The organism is Neobacillus cucumis (genome assembly GCF_023715505.1).
Genome location: NZ_JAMBOH010000013.1, coordinates 81,301 through 102,786, shown reverse-complemented (window position 1 = coordinate 102,786; position 21,486 = coordinate 81,301). Strand labels below are relative to the sequence as shown.

Annotated in this window: 17 protein-coding genes and 1 pseudogene; 14 read left to right on the top strand and 4 right to left on the bottom strand. The window is 40.0% G+C overall.

Annotation, left to right across the window (positions count from 1 at the left end; genetic code table 11):
* Positions 1–338: 338 nt before the first annotated feature.
* The 6 genes from M3226_RS18585 (at position 339) to M3226_RS18560 (ending at position 9,000) form a co-directional block, all read left to right on the top strand.
* Entirely contained in the window at positions 339–1,751 is a 1,413-nt protein-coding gene (locus M3226_RS18585) for a cytochrome c3 family protein (protein ID WP_251567921.1), read from the top strand.
* A gap of 26 nt (positions 1,752–1,777) precedes the next feature.
* Positions 1,778–2,941, top strand: a complete 1,164-nt coding sequence (locus M3226_RS18580; protein WP_251567918.1) for a NapC/NirT family cytochrome c — start codon at positions 1,778–1,780, stop codon at positions 2,939–2,941.
* Between the two features lie 34 nt (positions 2,942–2,975).
* Entirely contained in the window at positions 2,976–3,683 is a 708-nt protein-coding gene (locus M3226_RS18575) for a tetratricopeptide repeat protein (protein WP_251567916.1), read from the top strand.
* A gap of 20 nt (positions 3,684–3,703) precedes the next feature.
* A complete protein-coding gene (locus M3226_RS18570) occupies positions 3,704–4,669 on the top strand; it encodes a 6-bladed beta-propeller (protein ID WP_251567913.1) in 966 nt (321 codons plus the stop codon).
* 116 nt (positions 4,670–4,785) lie between these two features.
* Positions 4,786–6,696: a cytochrome c3 family protein gene (locus M3226_RS18565; protein ID WP_251567910.1), complete on the top strand. Its 1,911-nt coding sequence runs from the start codon at positions 4,786–4,788 to the stop codon at positions 6,694–6,696.
* 312 nt (positions 6,697–7,008) lie between these two features.
* Entirely contained in the window at positions 7,009–9,000 is a 1,992-nt protein-coding gene (locus M3226_RS18560) for a cytochrome c3 family protein (protein WP_251567908.1), read from the top strand.
* A gap of 159 nt (positions 9,001–9,159) precedes the next feature.
* Here the strand turns inward: M3226_RS18560 and M3226_RS18555 are convergent, their stop codons facing one another.
* Entirely contained in the window at positions 9,160–11,094 is a 1,935-nt protein-coding gene (locus tag M3226_RS18555; protein ID WP_251567906.1) for an SEC-C metal-binding domain-containing protein, read from the bottom strand.
* Between the two features lie 294 nt (positions 11,095–11,388).
* Here M3226_RS18555 and prfB point away from each other — a divergent pair.
* Positions 11,389–12,490 (top strand): peptide chain release factor 2 gene (gene prfB / locus M3226_RS18550; protein WP_251567904.1). Its coding sequence is split into 2 segments (ribosomal slippage): positions 11,389–11,460 and positions 11,462–12,490, totalling 1,101 coding nucleotides; the frame shifts between segments, so codons are not numbered across the junction.
* Positions 12,491–12,516: 26 nt separating this feature from the next.
* Here prfB and M3226_RS18545 read toward each other — a convergent pair.
* Positions 12,517–12,831, bottom strand: coding sequence for a hypothetical protein (locus tag M3226_RS18545; protein ID WP_251567902.1), 315 nt, complete (start codon positions 12,829–12,831; stop codon positions 12,517–12,519).
* Between the two features lie 172 nt (positions 12,832–13,003).
* Here M3226_RS18545 and M3226_RS18540 point away from each other — a divergent pair, with 172 nt between their 5' ends.
* From M3226_RS18540 to M3226_RS18510, 7 genes are all read left to right on the top strand, one after another.
* Positions 13,004–13,870, top strand: coding sequence for a YitT family protein (locus tag M3226_RS18540; protein WP_251567900.1), 867 nt, complete (start codon positions 13,004–13,006; stop codon positions 13,868–13,870).
* Positions 13,871–13,923: 53 nt separating this feature from the next.
* Complete coding sequence (cccB, locus tag M3226_RS18535; protein WP_251567898.1) at positions 13,924–14,271, top strand: cytochrome c551; 348 nt, start codon at positions 13,924–13,926, stop codon at positions 14,269–14,271.
* Positions 14,272–14,677: 406 nt separating this feature from the next.
* Positions 14,678–15,364 carry a cell division ATP-binding protein FtsE gene (gene ftsE, locus M3226_RS18530; protein ID WP_251567897.1) on the top strand — a complete coding sequence of 229 codons (687 nt, stop codon included), beginning with the start codon at positions 14,678–14,680 and terminating at the stop codon, positions 15,362–15,364.
* On the top strand, positions 15,354–16,247 hold the full coding sequence (gene ftsX, locus M3226_RS18525; RefSeq protein ID WP_251567895.1) for a permease-like cell division protein FtsX: 894 nt from the start codon (positions 15,354–15,356) through the stop codon (positions 16,245–16,247). Before ftsE ends, ftsX begins: the two co-directional genes overlap by 11 nt.
* A 104-nt stretch (positions 16,248–16,351) precedes the next feature.
* On the top strand, positions 16,352–17,662 hold the full coding sequence (locus M3226_RS18520; protein ID WP_251567880.1) for a murein hydrolase activator EnvC family protein: 1,311 nt from the start codon (positions 16,352–16,354) through the stop codon (positions 17,660–17,662).
* A gap of 356 nt (positions 17,663–18,018) precedes the next feature.
* Complete coding sequence (locus tag M3226_RS18515; protein ID WP_251567878.1) at positions 18,019–19,473, top strand: S41 family peptidase; 1,455 nt, start codon at positions 18,019–18,021, stop codon at positions 19,471–19,473.
* Between the two features lie 338 nt (positions 19,474–19,811).
* Positions 19,812–21,005 (top strand): PDZ domain-containing protein, encoded by a 1,194-nt coding sequence (locus M3226_RS18510; protein ID WP_251567877.1) that lies wholly within the window; start codon positions 19,812–19,814, stop codon positions 21,003–21,005.
* Between the two features lie 91 nt (positions 21,006–21,096).
* Here M3226_RS18510 and M3226_RS18505 read toward each other — a convergent pair whose 3' ends face one another.
* A complete protein-coding gene (locus tag M3226_RS18505) occupies positions 21,097–21,243 on the bottom strand; it encodes a GapR family DNA-binding domain-containing protein (protein WP_251567874.1) in 147 nt (48 codons plus the stop codon).
* A 44-nt stretch (positions 21,244–21,287) separates the two neighbouring features.
* Positions 21,288–21,461 (bottom strand): annotated as a pseudogene (locus tag M3226_RS32515) (cupin domain-containing protein); the annotation flags it as partial.
* Positions 21,462–21,486: the final 25 nt, after the last annotated feature.

The window sequence follows — 21,486 nt, the reverse complement described above, 5'->3', positions numbered from 1 at the left end:
AAGGATTCGATTTTCTGTCAATTATGACAGACTGATGGCATTTAGCTGAAAGGAAAGGTAATTATACCTAATGGTGAATAAAAATTGCATAAAAACAACTATATATTTATAAAAATACATAGATTTATCATTTAACATCACAATCGTAGTATTAATGAAACCTTTAGATAACAACATTTTTATGTTGTTTTTAGGTGTAAACTCAACCTAGGGAAGTATGAAAAAATATTCACAAATTGTACATTGGAATATACTCTTGCAATGTTAGATACTACCTTTAGAGAGGTTAATATGGAAAATAAATAGATAAAAAGTCCGAAATGGGAAGGGTGAGTTAAGTGGCCATTTGGGGGAAAAAGAAAAATAGAGAAACAGATCCCGAATCTAGAGAAAAAAGAAAAAGGACGGGCCTAATACGTAAACTCTGGCAAAAGTTCAGAACCATTGATTGGAAGAACCCAGTTAATAGATGGAAGTTATTATTTGTTTCACTAGTTGGTTGTATAGTTATTTTTGGCGGAGGATATGGGGTGCTTTCCTTTACCAATTCACCGTCATTCTGTTCCAGCTGTCATGAAATGCAGCCTGAATATACATCTTATACAGCTAGTGCCCACAACCAGATTTCCTGTGTTCAATGTCACATTAAACCCGGTACGGTTAATATGCTGACACACAAAATGAAGTCGTTGAAAGAAGTTTACTATCACGTAACAGGAGTACCAACACAAATTGTTCAAACTGAAGAAGAAGCAGTTTCAAGTCAGAACTGTTTACAATGTCACTCTAAAAACCGTCTGGTTACCGCCTCAGGAGACTTAAAGGTTAATCACAAAGGCCATATTGAGGAGGGCATCCCTTGTATTACCTGTCACTCTGGTGTCGTTCACGCGAAAATGGCCTCTCGAGGAATCAATACAGAAGATGTTCGCGGTGATTGGACACAGGCAAGTGCCGAAAAGTTAATGGAAGAAAAATACTTGAGACCTAACATGGGTACCTGTATTAATTGTCATGACCAAGTAAATAACGGGGTGAAACCTTGGAAGGAAGATTCATACAACGTACCACAAAACCCTGAAGAGGTAGAGAAGAAACTTGAGGAAAACAAAAATACATCATCAGGTGAAGCAACAACTGCAACAGATGCCACTGATACGGTAAAAACAGAAACAGCCAATAATGAAACAGATGCAGCTGCATTAGCGGCGCACGATCAAAAAACACAAGACATCATCCTTCAAGCAATTGGTAAGCAGCAAAAAGACGTTAAGCTGTCCATGGCCTGCGAAACTTGTCATAAAAAGATTAAGGTACCAAAGAGTCACAAAGTGGAAGGTTGGAATGGAAACCATGGAAAGACAGCGATTCAACATGTAGATAAGTGTGTGAACTGCCACCAAGATTCTAAGTGGGTAAGAGAAATCCCGAAAGAAGATATTATTTCACTCCTTAAAATGAAAGAGATAAAAACAAAATACGTGCCAAACCTAAATGTGGTTAAAGAGCAAGCACGGATTAATAAGTTCTGCAGCGCCTGCCATTCAGACCGCCCATCCGGACACGGTGAAAGCAATCAATGGTTAACAGGACACGCTAAAAAGGCATTAACAGCAGAGCAAAAATCTGAATGCTTCGTTTGCCATGATAATCAAAAACCTGCCGCAGGTTCAACGACTCCAAAAGCAGCTACAGATGTCTATTGCCAATATTGTCATAGAACCGGCTTTAAGTCTGCAGTAAATAACTAATTAAACCACAAAGGAGGGTCGCTTTTATGGAAGAGGAGCACAAGCAAGAGCTGCCGACCCCTCCAAAACTTCGGTATAAATTGATTAAAATTGCCACTTTAACACTGTTGTTTCTAGTCCTATTATCCTTTGCCGGATTTTTCGGACTAGAAACAACCTCTAGCTCAAAGGTATGCTCATCCTGCCACGAGATGAAACCGGAGTATTATACGTGGAAAGCTTCCACACATAGTGAGGTTGAATGTACTAGTTGTCATACTGACGGAGTGTATACGGATTTAGCGAAAGATAAGACCCAAGAATTAGTGGCGCAATTGAAAAAGCAATCAACAGGCACTTCAGCTGCACCAATACGAATGCCTAATGAGATACCAAATAGTGCATGTGAATCTTGTCATGACGTGCTAACTAGGGACGTAACACCTTCGGGGGATATCATTATTCCCCATGACAAACATGAAAATAAAGGTGTCGAATGTGTCCAATGTCATAGTGGAGTCGCCCACGGAAAAGTGGCTGATCGAAAAATGACTTACTCAACAGACCTTGACAAATGGGATAGCCAAGTCGGAACAGCAGCAATGGCTGATATTAAATTCATCAGGCCAGATATGGATACCTGTATTGAATGTCATAAGGCCCGTAAAGTAACAACAGAATGCAGCGCTTGCCATAAAACGGGAATGGTTCCAAAAAGTCATAAAAAGGAAGATTTTGCAACGAAGATACACGGCAAACAAGCCGCTGCTAATTTACAAAAGTGTAATCAATGCCATAAGGATATGTCATCTGTTCCGCTTGAGGGATATGAGGATATACCTACAGTAACAAAGTATCTAAATAAGGGTCAAGTTACAACTCAGAATACAAAGGGCCAATACGACTATGCAAAGGAAAACACATTCTGTAAAGATTGCCATAGCAAACGTCCTGAAAGTCACAGTAGTAGTTGGATGAAGGAGCATGGCAATCAAGCATCAAAAGATAAACAGGAATGTTTGGCGTGTCATAGTTACCAACAAGCAGGTGGTATAAGCACCTCTATGGTTGCTTGCTCATCCTGTCACCCTGCGATGCACAAAGGGTTTGATAAACAAAGACATCCTGTCCCGCTCGCTGAAAAACAGAGTGTCACGGAGTATTGTTATACCTGTCACGTCAAAAATAAATGTACCGCCTGCCATAAATAATAGATAGGAATATTGCTAGATTAGGAGGGTTCGTATGGAAGCTCAAGAACAACCACTCAGTCAAGAACAAGAGACACGTACAAAACAAGAACCTGAAAAGAAGAAAAAGAAGTTGAAAAATGAAAAATTTAAATGGTGGCAAACACTTCTCCTTTTAACTCTGACATTAGTTATTTCAGTAGGTGCTGGCTACTATGTAAGCAGTAAGTACTTATGGTCGGGTTATGATAAGGATCAGCTTAAACAGCAGTTAGAAAGTGCAAAAGATTCTGTTGATCAGAAGCCTAATGACCCCAAATCTTATGTATCACTGGGTTATGCCTATTTTTTAAATGGTGATAACGACGAAGCCATTAAACAATACAAGATGGCGATAGATTTAGATAAAAATTATTTCGATGCCTATTTCAACCTTGGGCTTGTTTATAACAAAGAAAATCGACTAAATGACTCTGTGAAAATGGCCCAAAAGGCAACGGAAATATCACCTAAAGACTATAAAGGATTTCTTTTAAAAGGTATGTCATATCGGAAGCTAAAGATGTACAGCGATTCGATTGAGGCATTAAATGAAGCTAATAAACTAATGCCAGGAAATACTGACATTCTCTTTGAAATTGGTCGTGTAGCTGAAGACCAAGGTGATAAAAAGAATGCTGAAGAAATCTACAAAGACGCATTAAATTACGACCCAATGTACAAACCAGCCTTAGAAGGTCTCAAAAGAATCGGAAAAAAATAGCTAACAAGGGGTGAAGACCAATGAAAAAGAAAACCGTATACATGTGGATGGGCGGGATTGTGATTCTAGTAATTGCAGCGTTTACTGCCATCTATTTCTTGAATATGGAATCAACTGTAAAAAAGGCATCGAATGTGATTGATCCCAATTCACCTCCAACCTTTAGCCAGCTTATTTACGGTGACTTTAATAATGCATTAGATAAACCAATGGATGTAGCCAAAATTGGAGAATTTATCTATGTTTCCGATACCAATAATAAGAGGGTTCAAGTTTTTGATACTTCAGGAACCCGAGTCTTCATGTTTGGTAAAGAAGGAGAAGGAAAAGGTGAGTTTAAATTTCCATATGGGATTGCTGGTGATAAAAAAGGCGAAGTCTATGTGGCAGATTTATATAACGGAAAAATCTCTATATTTGATTCAAAAGGTAAATTTATTAAATACTTTGATGATAAAGAAAAACTAATAAAGTCTCCTGCTGGAATTAGAATCTTTGATGAAAAATTATATGTAACAGATGTACAACAAAACAAGGTATTTGTTTATAAACTATCCGGTGAAAAGCTTCAAGAAATTAGTACTGCTGTAACGAAAGACGATACATTTAAAGCTCCGAATGCAATTGCTTTAGATAAGAAAACAGATGAACTGTTTGTGTGTGATTCCGGAAATCAAAGAGTTTTAGCTTATGATAAAAAAGGAAAATATCTACGAACTATTAATGGATCAAAAGACGGAAAAGGATCTTCTGTGTTTGTTAATCCACGTGGAATTGGTGTTGATTCAAGAGGTGTCCTCTATGTGGTAAACAATTTATCTCATACGATTTATGGTTTTAATGAAAAAGGCGAGCAAGTCTTTACGTTTGGGTCAATGGGAGACCAAAACGAACAGTTCTACCTTCCAAATGGTTTATATGTTGATGATAATGACCGGGTATATATTACCGATACGTTAAATCAACGTGTGGCGTTATACTATTAAACTATCTTTATATTAAGGAGGTGGTGCTGAAAATAAGGTTGAATGTTTTTTCATAGGCTAGATCAAAAAAGAGAGAGAAACACAAAAAGAGAGAGTTACATGGGAGGTTTTTTGGAATGAGTAAGATTAAATTAAGCTTTTCGTTCCTGCTAACATTAATGTTATTAGCAATGTTTAGCATTGTGGCTTCTGCTGCTGGCAGTACTGGCACACAACCAAGTGACACTGGTGGTGTTAAGGCAGGAGTCCAAACAACTGATGAAGGTAGAGATAATAACTATAATACTGTTAACAAAAGTAACGCCAACCAAACTGGTTCTAAAGTAGGGACTAATGATGGAACTACTTTTGGTGATGTTATTAAATCTGATGATATAGTTAAAGGAACAGATGGTTCACACGGAACACAACGTACACACGGCGAGTACATGAACAATACTAACTCTTGTGCCAGCTGCCACCAAACACATACTGGTGCATCTGAAGGTTTATTGTTTAAAGACGGTGAATATGCAACTTGTACTGCATGCCATGATGGTACATTAGGCTTTTATAACGTAATGGGAGCTGGTTCTAACTCTGCTGGTACTTTTGGCGGAACTCATGATGGTAACATGTCTGCCCACTTAGCTAATGGATCTGTTAAATTAAGTGCAGCTCCTGGTGGAAATAATAAAGAAATTGCTGGAGTAGGCGGAGAATGGACAGAAGAATTCACTTGTGCAAACTGTCACGCACCACACGGTTCTTATTCTGACCGTTTATTGCATGAAGATCCAAACGGAATGGGTAACACCCTTATTGAAGATGGTGGTAAAAAACTAGAAGGTGTTCCTGTAATTGACAAGGATGATATAGCCAACTTGACTACTAAATACACTGGTACGGGTGCAAATGTAACATATTCAGATGCTACAGGTACTAGTCATACTGAAAACTATATCGTTTTCCGTTTTAATATTGGAGACACTGTACAACCTACTAACAAAAATTTAGTAAAAGATCCTGTTACAAAAAAATGGGTTGATGGCCCTGTTAACTATTATAACGAAGCTGGATTGCAATCCGGTGATGTAGTACTACAATTAATGAAATGGGTTCCAACTCTAGATCATGATGGAAAAGATACTGGAGAAGGAAAATATGTAAGTGTTCAAGATCCATTTTTACATGAATATGATTTTGACTCGTCTCATACTAAACACTATTGGACTGCATTCTATGATGGTTCAGTATTCCAAAATACCGACCCAACCAATACCACTACTTATAATGAAGACGGGAATTTTGATGGTAAGCTTATCGATATAGTCCATACTGATAGCTTGAAAAACGGTGAAATTTTAGGCAAAGGATTCTTAGGGGTAAGAGATGACTCAACTAAATATACTAAGGTCAGCGAATTAAAAGCTGCTGTTAATAGTGTTACAACTGGTAATATTGCTCGTGGTTATGTAGTCAAATTCGCAAAAACTGTTGACGATGCTTCTAAAAACACAATTACTACTGATGTATCTGCATTATGGAATAGCCAAAATGCAAAATACATTTCAGGTAATGGTGTAGCAATATCTACATGGTGTGCTTCTTGTCACACTGATTACCTTGCTTCTTCTGGTCAAAAAACTGGTACATTTGATCATGCTTATCGCCATACTACAAATTCTGATAGCTACACTTGCGTACGCTGTCACTATGCACACGGTACGGACGTAACAATCATGCGCGATGCCTGTGGTTTAACTTACAATGATATCTTAAAAGGACTAAATGGTGGATCAAACTACTTCACTTCAAAACCATACAATGCAACAACTGGTGCTGATAACTCTCAACGTGAAGCTTTAGTTAAAGATTATCTAATCGACAAAAACCCAGACTCTGCATTAAAACGTTACACTAACATGGCTGTATGTTGGGGATGTCATACTTCTTCCCACTCTGGTGGTACAAGAAATACCGACTCTTACCAATACAACCCAACACCTGGTGTAGATACAGATCGTAACGGTATTACTGACTATTAAAAAAAGCTACCAAATAGCCCCACTATTTGATAGCCCTGAATGGAATATTTAAGTAACGAAATGACAGCTCACTTCTGTGGGCTGTTATTTATTTAAATTGAACCATAAGTTCACAATACTGTCAATTATTAGGTTCACAATTTTGTCGAATTATCTTCACAGTTCTGTTACCCAATTAGTTTTTTAATAAAAGTATAATAATAATGTAGGTTATAGATAAAAACTTAGAAAAACCACTTACCTTAAAAGATATTTCTACATCTAGAAGCCTCAAATAGCTTTTATGTCAAAGCAAAAAAAGGAAGACCGACCATGACTCCATTCAAACTTAGTAAGAAAAATACAATATTAATTGTATTTATAATTTTTTTCCTAACCACCATTATTCCTTTAAAAACATCTGCGGAAGAACAGATACCAGCAGCTAACTCTTCTCCAGTTGATAATACAGTAACTACTGCGCCTGTTACAGTTGAAGAAACAGTGCCAGCCTCTCCTAATGGACCTGAACTAATTCAAGCAACTACAGCAGTGGCGGATACCGTTAAGCCTTTGATATTTGTAAAAAGTATAACCATAAAAAGCGATGGAATTACGGTTACAGGAACGGTTTCGGACAATCAGCCAACAACTGACCCATTAACAATGAACGTAATCTATCCCGATGGTCATAAAGAACCATTAGTTCCAAACTCCGAGGACTGGTCTTTTAAAACAGCCATTACTGCAAAACTCAATCATTACAAAATAGAAGCAATCGACGCATCAAATAACATCTCGGAAATCTTTGTTCAACGTCCCTACATCCAATCAATTACTATGAATGTTTTTAAATACCGTCAGAAGGTTTATGAAAGCCCTGAACCCTATAAAGAAGAGGATGTAACTGCAAGTGTAAATATCTTAGAAAAAGACGTCATTACCAGAGTCTCGTTAAATCAAACGATTATAATTGAACTTAGTGATACATTATCAAATGCTATAGATAACAATAATAATCCTTTTATCATCTATGATAAGAATCAAAAAGAAGTTCCATTTGATGTCAACTTTACACCGCCTTCTAACAAAATAACACTTACTAATCAAGGGGCGCTTAATCCGGGTGAAACCTATTATTTAAGGTTTAACCCGAGCTTAATTAGTCTTGATTATAGTGATAGTACGAGAAAGCTAGTAGATAATTTGGATAACCCGTTCTTTTCCATTACCAAGCAATTTACGACTGTAAGCAGCGCAGCCAAAAACTTCGCGATAAATGGATACACGGTTCAAGAAATGACTAATTTACAACAGCTGCCGCACGGGGCGTACAACAATAATGTCAATAACTGTGCAATTTGCCATAATACTCACGAGGGTGCAAATAGTAGTTTGGAAGATAAAGATATTGCCCAAGGTTACTGTATGGCTTGCCATGATGGAACAACTGGACCTAAAATGGTGAATTTTGATTCAGGAAATAAATCCAAGCACGAAACACAAAAGATTATCGACCACGACCCGAAGTCTGGGTCCTGTACAGCCTGTCATAATCCACATCTAACCTGGAGTGAAGACAACCCTAATTTATTAAATGATCATTATGTATATGATCATAAAACAGGAGATACTTTGGAAGGGAAACCAGTAGGTAAAATCGACAGCAATGTTCAGATGTGTGAAGCTTGTCATGGTAGATTTACATATTCCTATAAGTCATTAGCGGAGAACAGTGGTGGTTATAATGTCCTCCATTACCGCCAAGAGACTACGGCGATTGGAAATATATCAGAAACTGAAGAAGTGAAAAATGGGGTTACAAATAAAGTTTTACAAGTGGATGATTATAACTTGTGTTTTACTTGCCATAATAGTGAAAAACAATCTAAAGATGGCACGAAAGATATTTTTACCTACTATACTAATAGTAATTCCCAGCATAAATTGACCGCGTTGGACGGGAGTAAACTAAATGGTTCGCTCCCATGCTCAGAATGCCATGATACGCACGCTTCTACAAATATACTTTTATTAAAGGAAAAACTGGGCCATGAAAATCAGCAGGTATTTTCTTTAACTAAAATCGATGATTGGACGGATCAAAAGAAAAGAGAGTATTGTTTAACTTGCCACAACGGTAAAACAATTATTTTCGGTGTAACAGGAAAAGCTATTTTTGATGAAAATGGACAATCACTGATTGCTACAAGCGATTCAGTAAAGGCGGGCCATGCAAAGAGTGGTACACAGGTTTGCTCAGAGTGTCATAGTCAAAGCAAGTCATTTACCGAAGCTGTGCATTCACCCATAATTACTCCATAGAAAAATCGAGAGGTTTCCGACCTCTCGATTTTTCTATATATAATAACTCCAGGTATGAATAAAAATGCCTGAATATTTGATGAAACGTAAATGTAGGTTGCTGTAGGGAAAAGCCTCCTAGTATTCCAAATGAATCTTCGAAGGTTTTTTCGAACTAATCTATTTCCCCTTCAACCACTTCTCCAACCCATCAACCTTCCTCCACAAATGCAAATGCATATCCGCATAAACAATCGCTTCATTTTCATCCCCAACACCATAAAAATCAGGAGGGTAGGCAGGCAATCGTTTTTTACCGGTTAAATAAGGAATCACATACTTGTTTTCCTTTTTAGCACCTTTCAAGAGCATCTCTGCCTTAGCTGTAAACCCGTGCTTAGTGACCTCTAGCAATAGCTTATTGTATAATTCATGGGCACTTGTTTCATAAAATTGTGTAAGGAGCGCATGGGCCTTGTCGAAGTCTTCTAAATCCATATAAGCAACAAACAACGAATAGCGTACACCCTGGTTGTCCATTGGATTTAATTCAAGCAATTCTTCGTATTGCCGGGCTGCCTCTGCTATTTTACCCAGAACCGAAAGGGCCTCGGCATAATGAAGTTTTGCCCGCATGAATGGTCTTGTTTCGAGCAATCCCCAAAAATAACCCTTATTCTCCTTGAAAAAGTTCTTTCCTAGCTCACGCTCGCCGGCTTGGATTCCTTTTTCATATAATAATATCGCTTCCTCTAAGCTCTTAGTTTTTTCGGCAAGAATTACGTAGGCGTCCACACAATTCGGATTGAGCTTTAACGCTTTTTCTGCCAATTTATACCGCTGCTTACCATCAGTTTGGAAGGCGTCATAAATCAAGTTGCGTGCATGTTCCTCATCACGCCTTGATACTTTCCGCACGGTGGTTTTCTTCGTGTGCTTATCTGCAGCACTTGGAAGTGTCTTAACAGTAGAGGTGCTATCCGTTTTCTTCGCATCTCGAGCCGCCTTATTAACTGGGAATTCTATCACAGGTGCTATTTTAACGAGAGGTGTCTCGATCTCATCATCTTCCCCATGGAGGATCCCGATTAACTCGGTCATTTCTTCTGCTAATTCAAATTCTAAATCAGATACAACAGACGAAATACTTCCGGCTGAAACCCCATATTGTTTTGCCAGATCCTTTTTTGTAAAGTATTCTATTGGAGCAACCGTTGCCAATAAATAATGAAGAGCGGCTACATATATATTTGGATTTTGGATTCGCTTTTGTTTCTTTTGACAAAAATGATGCCAAAGAATCAAGCCTGTATCTAAGACTTGTGGCGGCAGCTGCATTTGCAGCTTGTCCTTAAAAAGATCTGCTACTTCCTTGTAAATAGGAGCGGGCCAATCCATTTGGTCGACTTCCACTAAACTTCCAACCATTGGCAGCTCGCTTAGCACCAACATAAAAAGATTTGTCATATACTCTTGAGGTGTGTCGTACTCTTCCTCAAAACTGGATTCCTCGATGTAGGAAATAGCAAGCTCTGGTTTGAGTCCCTCCAGTTCTAATGGTGCTGGGAAAAATACATACTGATGTTCAAATGGGAGCAGAATCCCCGTAAAAAACGAGCCTTCTTTTACTTGAATGGAGTCTGTTAAATTAATGGCCTCAAGTTGTTCCGAGGTGAAACCGTCTTCGATTGTTAGTGTGTTATTGCCGATAGACAAAACTTTTCCTGCGATGGTTCTTGCATCTGTCCATGTTTGTAAAATATGTCTTAATTTAGGACGTTTCATTTTACCAGCTTCGGCATGAATGAATTTTTCAATAATGGTTTCCCCGTCCTCCAACCCTTCAAACAAGGAAAACCATACGGCATGAATCATTTCATAGAATTCCCGTTCTTGGTCTGTTTCGATGTCTAGCATCTCTTCAAGCAGTTCAAAATCCTCAGTTATTTCATGACCAAAGTGGTAGTAAGAAAAATGGAGGAACTGTTTTTGCAACTCCTCTATTTCATTAACAAGCACCTCAGTGATCGAAATGGCGTCATTCGCTCCGCAGCACTTTTTATACTTTTTACCACTCCCGCAAGGACAAGGTTCATTACGATTTATTTTCTCCATTTGCCTTTGCTCCTTCTCAATAAATTGGCTCCCGTACTGTAGTTATTTATGTATGTATAAGTTCTGGTTAAAATCCGGATTATTCCTATTTAATAGTACCATCTTTGACACAATGAAATATATAAATACTAAGGATATTTAATGGATTTTTATGATTTTTAATGGAGTGATTTATGAAAAATAAATGGGGACGAATGGCCAAATTTTGAATTTATTTAGGTTAACACGCTATAATGGATAGGGACTGACTAATTAAAGAAACGTAAATGATTAATGTTTATAGAGGTGAAGAAAATGGAATTAGCAGAAATTCGGAATGAACTTGAGAAAACAGCTAAGACATTAGCGGACTTTAGGGGGTCTCTTTGACCTTGAAAATAAAGAAGCCAGAATTGCTGAACTAGATGATGAAATGCTCCATCCTGACTTTTGGAACAATCAGGAAAAGGCACAAGCCGTTATCAGCGAGTCCAATGCTTTAAAAGATCAAGTGAACGAGTTCATGGAGTTAAATGACTCCTATGAGAATCTTGAACTAACCTACGAACTTGTCAAGGAAGAAAATGATGAGGAATTAAGGGCAGAGCTCGAAGAAGAGCTGGAACAATTAACAAGCCGTTTAAGCCAGTTTGAACTTCAGCTCCTTTTAAGTGAGGAATATGATAAAAATAATGCCATTCTTGAGCTGCATCCTGGTGCCGGCGGGACGGAATCACAGGACTGGGGCTCGATGCTGCTGCGGATGTATACCCGCTGGGCGGAGAAGAAGGGCTTTAAAGTGGAAACACTTGACTATCTTCCTGGTGATGAAGCAGGAATCAAGAGTGTCACATTGTCCATTAAAGGCCATAATGCTTATGGCTATTTGAAAGCAGAAAAAGGGGTTCACCGGCTTGTCCGGATTTCGCCATTTGACGCTTCAGGGCGGCGTCATACCTCATTTGTTTCCTGCGAAGTGATGCCTGAATTTAATGAAGAAATTCAGGTTGAAGTCCGTACGGAGGACTTAAAAATTGATACGTATCGTGCAACGGGTGCAGGTGGACAGCATATCAACACAACAGATTCGGCGGTCCGGATTACCCATCTTCCAACGGGAGTTGTCGTGACCTGCCAATCGGAACGTTCACAGATTAAAAACCGTGAGTCAGCGATGAAAATGTTAAAAGCGAAGCTGTATCAGCTGGAAATTGAGCGTCAGGAGCAAGAACTTTTGGAAATCCGCGGCGAACAGAAGGAAATTGGCTGGGGAAGCCAAATCCGTTCCTATGTCTTCCATCCTTATTCCATGGTAAAAGACCATCGGACGAATACGGAAAGTGGAAATGTGCAGGGTGTTATGGACGGAGATTTAGATCAATTCATTAATGCTTATTTGCGTTCACGAATTTCATAATCATAAAAAAGCCTTTGCCGATTTGCTCAGCAAAGGCTTTTTTGCCGGTAAATAGCTGCCATGCGCCAGAAATCGGCCGCCATGCGCCAGAAACCGGCCGCCATGCGCCAGAAACCGGCTGCCATGCGCCAGAAACCGGCTGCCATGCGCCAGAAACCGGCCGCCATGCGCCAGAAACCGGCCGCCATGCGCCAGAAATCGGCCGCCATCGCCAGAAATCGGCCGCCATGCGCCAGAAACCGGCCGCCATCCGCCAGAAATCGGCCGCCATGCGCCAGTAAAGTAAGCCAGGAATCTCCAGGAACTATGCCCAAAATGAATATTAAATCTAATCCTCTCATGAAAACACAAATAAAGGCAAAAGCTACAACTAGCTAATGAAATTCACCACAGGGAGTTTTACTTTATTACCACTTTACCACGTTAACTTAATGCCATTTACACCAATATTTATGAAATGCTATACTCACTTTCAGATTTAGATAGAAAAGAAAATAGAGGAGAATTTGTTGTATGAACGTATTAAACAACCTAACACAAACCTATCCGAAACTGAGAGTGGCGTTTGAATATTTGTTCGTGTTAATAGGAGCAGCAATCATCGCAATAACCTTTAATGTGTTTTTGCTTCCAAACCAAGTCGCTTCAGGCGGAGTAAGCGGAATTAGTACCATTTTAAAGGGCGTATTTGGATGGGAACCAGCCTATGTTCAATGGGCCTTTAATATTCCGTTATTTATTGCAGGTGTTTTCTTTTTAGGAAAACAATTTGGAGTGAAAACCCTTGCCGGAACCATCTTTCTGCCATTTGTTGTTTTTCAGACGAAACATCTTGAACCTTGGACACACGATGCCCTTCTGGGAGCTTTATTTGGAGGAATAGGCGTTGGACTTGGGCTTGGAATTGTTTTTCGAGGAAATGGCTCCACTGGCGGTACCGATGTAGCCGCTCAAATCATTAATAAATATACCGGTTTTACCCTTGGCAGATGCGTGGTAATAATTGACGGGCTGATTGTTCTTACAGCTGCGGTTGTTTTTGATATTGAAAAGGGATTGTATGCGTTAATTGCCCTTTATGTGACCAGCAAGACAATTGACCTTGTTCAGGTTGGTTTTGGACGCTCGAAAATGGCTATGATCATAACGAATAATCAGGATGAAGTTCGTGAAGGTATCTTGAATAAAATTGACCGTGGAGTGACAAAACTATCAGCATATGGTGGTTTTACAGACCATGAACGGCCAGTGCTCATGTGCGTGGTAGATCAAACGGAGTTCACAAAATTGAAACATTTGGTTAAAACCCTTGACCCAACTGCATTCGTAATTGTTATGGACGCTGCCGAGGTGCTTGGTGAAGGTTTCAAACGTGCATAGGATTGGTATAATAGTACATTGATGGAAACATTTATTTAAACGGGGGTAATGTGATGATGAAGAAATTGTTAACCCTATTACTCGGAACCTCTCTTGTGATGGGACTTGCAGCTTGTGGCGGCGGTAACAACAAGGATACGTCAAAAGATAATGGCGGCGGTACAGAGCAAACCTCAAATGCAGGTGATGCCCAAAAGATTTACGATCAAAAGTGCTCTAGCTGTCACGGCGGCGATATGAAGGGTGCGATGGGGCCAAACTTAACGAAGGTTGGTTCAAAGTATTCAAAAGATGAAATCTTAGACATTCTTAAAAACGGTAAATCAGGCGGAATGCCGGCAAAAGTGGTAACCGGCGATGATGCTGAAACCATGGCAACATGGCTTGCAGCGAAGAAATAAGGAATAAAGAAAACGTTCTGTTACAATAAAACAGGGCGTTTTTTATTTTGTGATTGACTTTGAGAATTGTCTAGCTCCAGCGCCTAGCCCCTCGAGGTCACAAGCCAATCCGTCCAAAAGGTTAAACAGCAACCTTTCGGCCGGCTCGTCTTTTGCTTGTCGGGGCTGATCAAGGCGCTTGCGCTTTCCTAAGTAAGTTGTGAATAGTGAAAATTTTGTCAAGTTTTGTTTTTTGATTGAAAAGAAACTGTAATACAATTACCACTTTTTTTAGCAAATTATGATGTTATAATAAAAATATGCGAGATTATGCACATATTGTTTGTTATTTTGGTCCATTGTGTAAAAAATACGAAGATTATTGTCGAATTTTATTCGAACAAACTTCCAATATAGGTGATAATAAATGATTGAATTACAAGATGTATATAAGAAGTATCCCAATGGTGTAACAGCCATAAACGGTATAGATGTCCGAATCAATCAGGGCGAATTTGTTTATGTTGTTGGTCCAAGTGGTGCAGGTAAATCAACCTTCATTAAGATGATGTACCGCGAAGAAGTACCGTCTACAGGAACGATCACGATGAATGGCGTCAACCTTGCCAAATTAAAAATGAAAAAAGTACCACTGTTTAGACGGAATTTAGGCGTCGTTTTCCAGGACTTTAAACTCCTTCCTTCCCTAACGGTTTATGAAAATGTGGCATTTGCACTTGAGGTAATTGAAGCGCAGCCTAAATACATCCGCAAACGAGTAATGGAAGTACTCGACCTTGTTGGGTTAAAGCATAAAATTAAAATGCTGCCAACAGAGCTGTCCGGTGGTGAACAACAGCGTGTTTCAATTGCCCGCTCGATTGTGAACTCTCCAAAAGTGGTTATTGCGGATGAGCCGACTGGTAACCTTGACCCGGAAACGTCATGGGAAATCATGAAGATTTTTGAGGAAATCAATAATCGAGGAACAACTGTTGTGATGGCAACGCATAACAGAGAAATCGTAAATGCAATAAAACATCGCGTTATTGCTATTGAAGGCGGCAAGATTGTTCGCGATGAGCAAAGAGGTGACTACGGTTATGAAAATTAGAACAGTTGGCCGTCACGCACGTGAAAGTTTAAAGAGTATTAAAAGAAACGGCTGGATGACTTTTGCCTCCATTGGTGCCGTTACCGTTACATTAATCCTAGTCGGTGTCTTTTACGCCATTATGATGAATCTTAACAGGGTGGCTCAAACGATTGAAGAGGATGTAGAAATCCGTGTTCATATCGATGTGGCTGCTAATCAACAAAATCAGCAAACGTTAAAAAATGAGATTGCTAGTATCCCAGAAGTAAAAAGTATTGAGTTCTCGCCAAAAACAAGGGAATTGGATAATTTAGTAAAAAACCTTGGTGAGGACGGAAAAGCGTTTAAACTTTTTGAACAAGATAATCCACTAAATGATGTCTTTATCGTCAAGACGAAAGACCCTGCTGATACGATGAAAGTGGCGAAGCAGATTGCAAAAGACGATTTTGTCGCAAAGGTTAAATATGGTCAGGGCAAAGTTGAAAAATTATTTAAGTTTATCAATGCGGCTCGAAATGTTGGGATTGTTCTTGTGATTGGCTTATTCTTTACGGCAATTTTCTTAATCTCGAATACGATTAAGATTACGATTATTGCGAGAAGAAGAGAAATTAAGATTATGAGATTAGTAGGAGCAACGAATAGCTTTATTCGCTGGCCATTCTTCTTAGAAGGTCTGTGGCTCGGAATTGTTGGTTCCATTTTACCAATTGTACTGATTTCGATTGCCTACTATCGTGCCTATGATTATTTAGGACCTAAGCTTCAAGGGACTTTTATTAAGGTATTGCCGTTTGACCCATTTGTCTATCAACTTTCAGGCATATTGATTCTAATGGGTGCCTTAATAGGTGTTTGGGGCAGTGTCATGTCCGTACGGAAGTTTTTAAAAGTTTAATTTGTGAGGAAGGACGGCACACTCTGTCCTTCCTTCAATTATGAATGAAGATGGTCGATTTAACGATTTACCTGTGTAAAGAGACATGGAGGGGAACATTTCAGATGAGGAAATCAGTAGTAACACTTGCCGTTACGGTAACGGTAGGGTTTGGAACCATTTTTGGAGGAACATCTGTTATAACGGAAGCAGCATCAATCTCCAGCTTAAAGGGCGAACAAAATAAACTTCAGGAACAACGCTCCGATCTAAATTCTACTATTAATCAAAAAAACAATCAGATTAGTGAATTACAGAATCAGCAGGCAGATGTAAAAAGTGAAATCACAAGACTAGATTACGCGATTACCGACTCAACCAATAAGATTAAAGAAAAAACAGCTAAGCTTGAAAGCACGAAGGCTGAAATTATGAAACTTCAAGGTCAAATGGAGGTCATCAAAGACCGGATTGAAAAACGGAATGTTTTGTTGAAGGATCGGGCCCGCAGCTATCAAGAAACAGGCGGTATGGTCAACTATATCGATGTTTTAATGGGGTCAGAAAACTTTAGTGACTTTGTTGATCGTGCCAATGCGGTCGTGACGATTATGCAGGCGGACCAGGCCATCTTAAAAGAGCATGAGGCAGATAAACAAGAATTAGAAACAAAACAAAATGAAGTCAAAACAAATCTTGACAGCTTGGAAAAAATGGTGTCGGATTTACAAACATTGAATCAACAATTAAGTGCCCAAAAGGCAGAAAAAGATAAATTATTAGCAAGCCTAAAGGAGCAGGAAAACGAAGCACATGAAGGCGTGATGGATTTACAAGAGCAAGATGCCCTTCTTGCAGCCCAACAGGCAGCTATTCAAAAAGCAATCTCGATGGAGCAGGAAGCACAAGCGAGAGCGGCTGCAGAAGCGGCAGAGGCTGCAAAGCGCAAGGCGGCTAGCAGCAGTAGCAGCAGCAGTACAAGTTCTAGCAGTAGTTCTAACCAAGTAAGTTCCGGAGCGACACCTGGCGTATCGAGCGGCTATTGGACACAGCCAGCTGTCGGTTATTTAAGCTCTGGTTTTGGAACACGAGGCAGTGAGAGACACGTCGGTGTAGACATTGCCAATCGTGCAGCAGTGCCAATTGTTGCCGCAGCTGATGGTGTCGTCATTCGTTCCTATTTATCTAGCACTTATGGAAACTGTATTTTTATCTCTCACTCTATTAATGGACAAGTATATACGACAGTCTATGCCCACATGACTACCCGTTTAGCCGGCAGTGGTGCAGTCGTGAAAAAAGGCCAGCAAATTGGCGTCATGGGTAACACCGGCGCATCTCATGGTCAGCATTTACACTTTGAACTTCATAAAGGTCCTTGGACACAGGATAAGCGCTTTGCAATTAATCCTGTCGGTATTGTGCCGCTGCCATAATATTAAAAGGAAGGAACCAACTGGTTTCTTCCTTTTTCGTTGTTCGAAAGTATAAATTTCACTTCGAGAATTGTTCAGCTCTAGGCGCCATCGGCTCGAGGTCACAAACATATCCAGTTTCGGCTCCTTGGGACTCGAAGCCAAAGCCCCCCTGAAGAAGGAAAAAAGCGCCTTCTTGCAGGGTCCGTCTTAGTCTAGAGTCCTCGGACAGTCGCCTTGCGCTTTTCTTGTTTCATCCCGCTTTTCTAATCATAACTCGTCCTTTCCTTACATATAAGTTAATAATCGGGCAGGAGTTCGGTGGATTTTTGAGAAATAGATAGGACAGGCATTTTTTTACTTGAGGAGGATTCTGGATGAATCGTAGATGGATTGCCCTGTTAATGACAGGTTCACTCCTGACAGGAGCAGGCGGTACTTATGCTGGGATGACTTATTTTAATAAAACAGATGCCACATCCAAATTGGAGCAAGCAGTCAGTCCTAAAGAACAGGCTGCCACTGCCGAGGAAAATACAGACAATCTTGTAAAGGTAGAACAGGCCTATGATCTCATTTTAAACCGCTACGTGGAGAAAGTGGATCGGGATCAATTAGTGGAAGGAGCCATTCAAGGGATGCTGTCTGTTCTTAAGGACCCATACTCGGTTTATATGGACAAGAATACCGCTAAGCAATTCACGCAAACATTAGAATCATCTTTTGAAGGTATTGGTGCTGAGGTTGGTATGGTGGACGGTAAAATTGTGATTGTCTCCCCTTTTAAAAATTCACCCGCTGAAAAAGCAGGCATCAAGCCGAATGACCAAATTTTAAAGGTTAACGGAAAAAGTGTGGAAGGTCTCGATTTAAGTAAAGCAACTCTCAAAATTCGTGGAAAAAAGGGTACCACTGTTGAATTAGAAATAGCCAGAAAAGGCCTTAAAGATCCACTGACCATCGATGTTAAGCGGGACGAAATTCCCCTCGAAACGGTTCATTCTTCGATCAAGAAACAGGATGGAAAGAAGGTCGGCTATATTGAAATTACCACGTTCTCAGAGGATACTGCTGCCGATTTTAAGAAGAATTTAAAGGCGCTTGAGAATGACAATATCAAGGGATTGATCCTTGATGTGCGCGGTAACCCTGGCGGCTTGTTAGACAGTGTCGGAGAAATCTTGAAAGAGTTCGTTCCAAAGGATAAACCATATGTGCAAGTAGAGCAGCGCGATGGTAAAAAGCAGCGTTTCTTCTCAACCCTTTCCAAGAAAAAGGATTATCCAGTCCTTGTCCTTGTTAACAAAGGGAGTGCGTCTGCATCAGAAATACTAGCCGGATCCCTGCAGGAGGCAGACGGGTATAAGCTTGTAGGGGAAACGACATTTGGCAAAGGGACTGTCCAGCAGGCGATCCCAATGGGAGATGGCAGCAATATTAAGCTGACATTGGCCAAGTGGCTGACACCTGATGGAAACTGGATTCATAAGAAAGGGATTAAACCGGATGTAGCGATCCAGCAGCCCGCTATCTTTGATACCCATCCCATTCAGGTTGATGAACCGCTTGCGGAGGATATGAACAATGAACAGGTGAAGAATGCACAGGAAATCTTAGATGGATTGGGATTTGAACCTGGCCGCAAGGATGGTTATTTTAGTGAAGAAACAAAGGTAGCGGTGAAGGGCTTCCAGCGGGAACATGATCTGCCGGCTAATGGGAAAATTGATGAAAGGACAGCTGCCAAGCTGGAAGAGGCCGCTGTGAAGGAAATGAAAAAAGAGAAAAATGATTTGCAGCTGAAAATGGCATTAAAATTAATTACAAAATAAACATTCCTGGCAGGGGCTAATAGCCTCTGCTTTTTTATGGGAGTGAATCACGGTTCAGAGCTGGTTTGACAGGAATATTGTCTAGTTAGGCGGAATTATTGAGAATTTCCGCGGAAATAGTAACAGATTCCGCGGAAATACTTCAGAAATTCGCGGAATTCCTACAAAAGTTGGCGGAATCTGCCTACGTGAGACCAAAACAGGCCTAATCTTTTAATATTTTAGCAGTTTCTAAAAACTAGCAATTTGTTTTATGTTATTAATTTGGTAAAATAAAGTTTAAGAGATTTTTATTTCATATATTTCTAGAAATTTTTAATAGAGGCAGGTGGCAGGAAATGGTAGAGACATGGCTTGTGGAGCTTTTGAAAGGGACAGGCAGGTTCTTTCTTCATCCTGTTTTATACTATCTCGTTTTCCTGGCAGGGATATTAGGAGTCAAAAGGGTGAAACGTGAGCGTAAAAATTTTCATATAAGAGCGGAGGACGCTTATTTTGAACTTCGGCAGCTATTTCCAATAGGAATGGTCATTGGGCTCGTGCTGTCAATTATCACCATTACAGCAGGTGTTGCTGTTCCGTTTGCGGCAATCTTGTTGATCGCGTTTTTCACACTTATTTGGTCGTTAACCACCAATATACGTCTGATGTCACCGGTGTATACCATTGGGGCTGCATTTTTCGCAATCATTATCATTGCCCAAAATAACTGGTCGGTTCCGCTTTTTTCACAGGCGTTTTCTTCAATTGGTGATAAAGTCTATCCCTCAATGGTTGTCATTCTCGGATTATTGTTACTGGCAGAAGGTATCTTGATTTTTAAAAATGCCAGTAAAGGTTCTTCCCCTAAACTGGCAAAAAGTAAGCGTGGACAGGTAGTTGGGGTCCATGAGGTCAAACGCCTTTGGATGGTGCCCTTGTTTTTGCTGATCCCCGGAAATGTCCTTCATCTACCTTTTGATTGGTGGCCTGTTTTCCATTTAGGGACGAAAGAGTATTCACTAACCTTTGTTCCTTTTCCGATTGGTTTCCACCAGCAAATTAAAGGAATGCTTCCAAAGGTGGCGATTCAGCTTCACGGACGCCGGGTTATCATCCTTGGTGCGCTAATTTCACTGCTTTCTGTGATTGGCTATTGGTATCCATTGATTTCGATTGTTGTAGCCGCACTGGCTGTTATTGGCCGTGAACTGTTAGCACTGTTTGCTTATTTGAAAGATGACAGTATGACGTCTTATTTTTCCAAGAAGAATAACGGTGTCATGATTATTGGGGTTATTCCGGAATCGCCGGCGAGTAAGATGGGACTTCAGGTCGGGGAAATTATCTCGAAGGCCAATGGAGTTGTTGTCCGCGACGAACAAACCTTTTATGAAGCACTGCAAAAAAATCGCGCCCACTGTAAGCTCGAAGTATTCGACACAAAAGGCGAAATCCGCTTTGTACAGCGTGCTCTATATGAGGGAGACCATCATGAGTTGGGCGTCTTGTTTGTTCAGGATGAACGGAAGTATGATGAAAAGATTGGCTAGGTAAATCTATTTGTTTGTAGGCTATGACCTAAGAGGAACCAAATTGGTGCCTCTTAGGTTTTTTTCTTGCCATTACCCCGAAGCAATCTGATTATTGTTTTTTGAGTACTTTTATTAGCTCACTTTGTTCCTCTTTTAACGACTGTATTTCTGCCTCTAACCTTTCTATCTTCTCTATAAAAGGTGACAATGCCTCTTGTAGCATAGAACGTAGACGATCACTTTTTTCGATATCCATTTTGTCCTCCTTAAATCCACTGTTTTTTTCATTTCAATCTTTTCTTATTTGGAAAGCTTATTTAATACTACATACAAACTAACAGGTTCACTGCTTGTATTGATAAAAGAAAGTTCTTCATCATCACTGGTATGGATTACATCCTTTTCTGTTACCTCTTTTTCTTTCCCGTCAATGATAATAGTGCCGTTTCCGGTCACCACAAGCAGATAGACCTCTGCACCAGGGTGCTAATGTACAGGC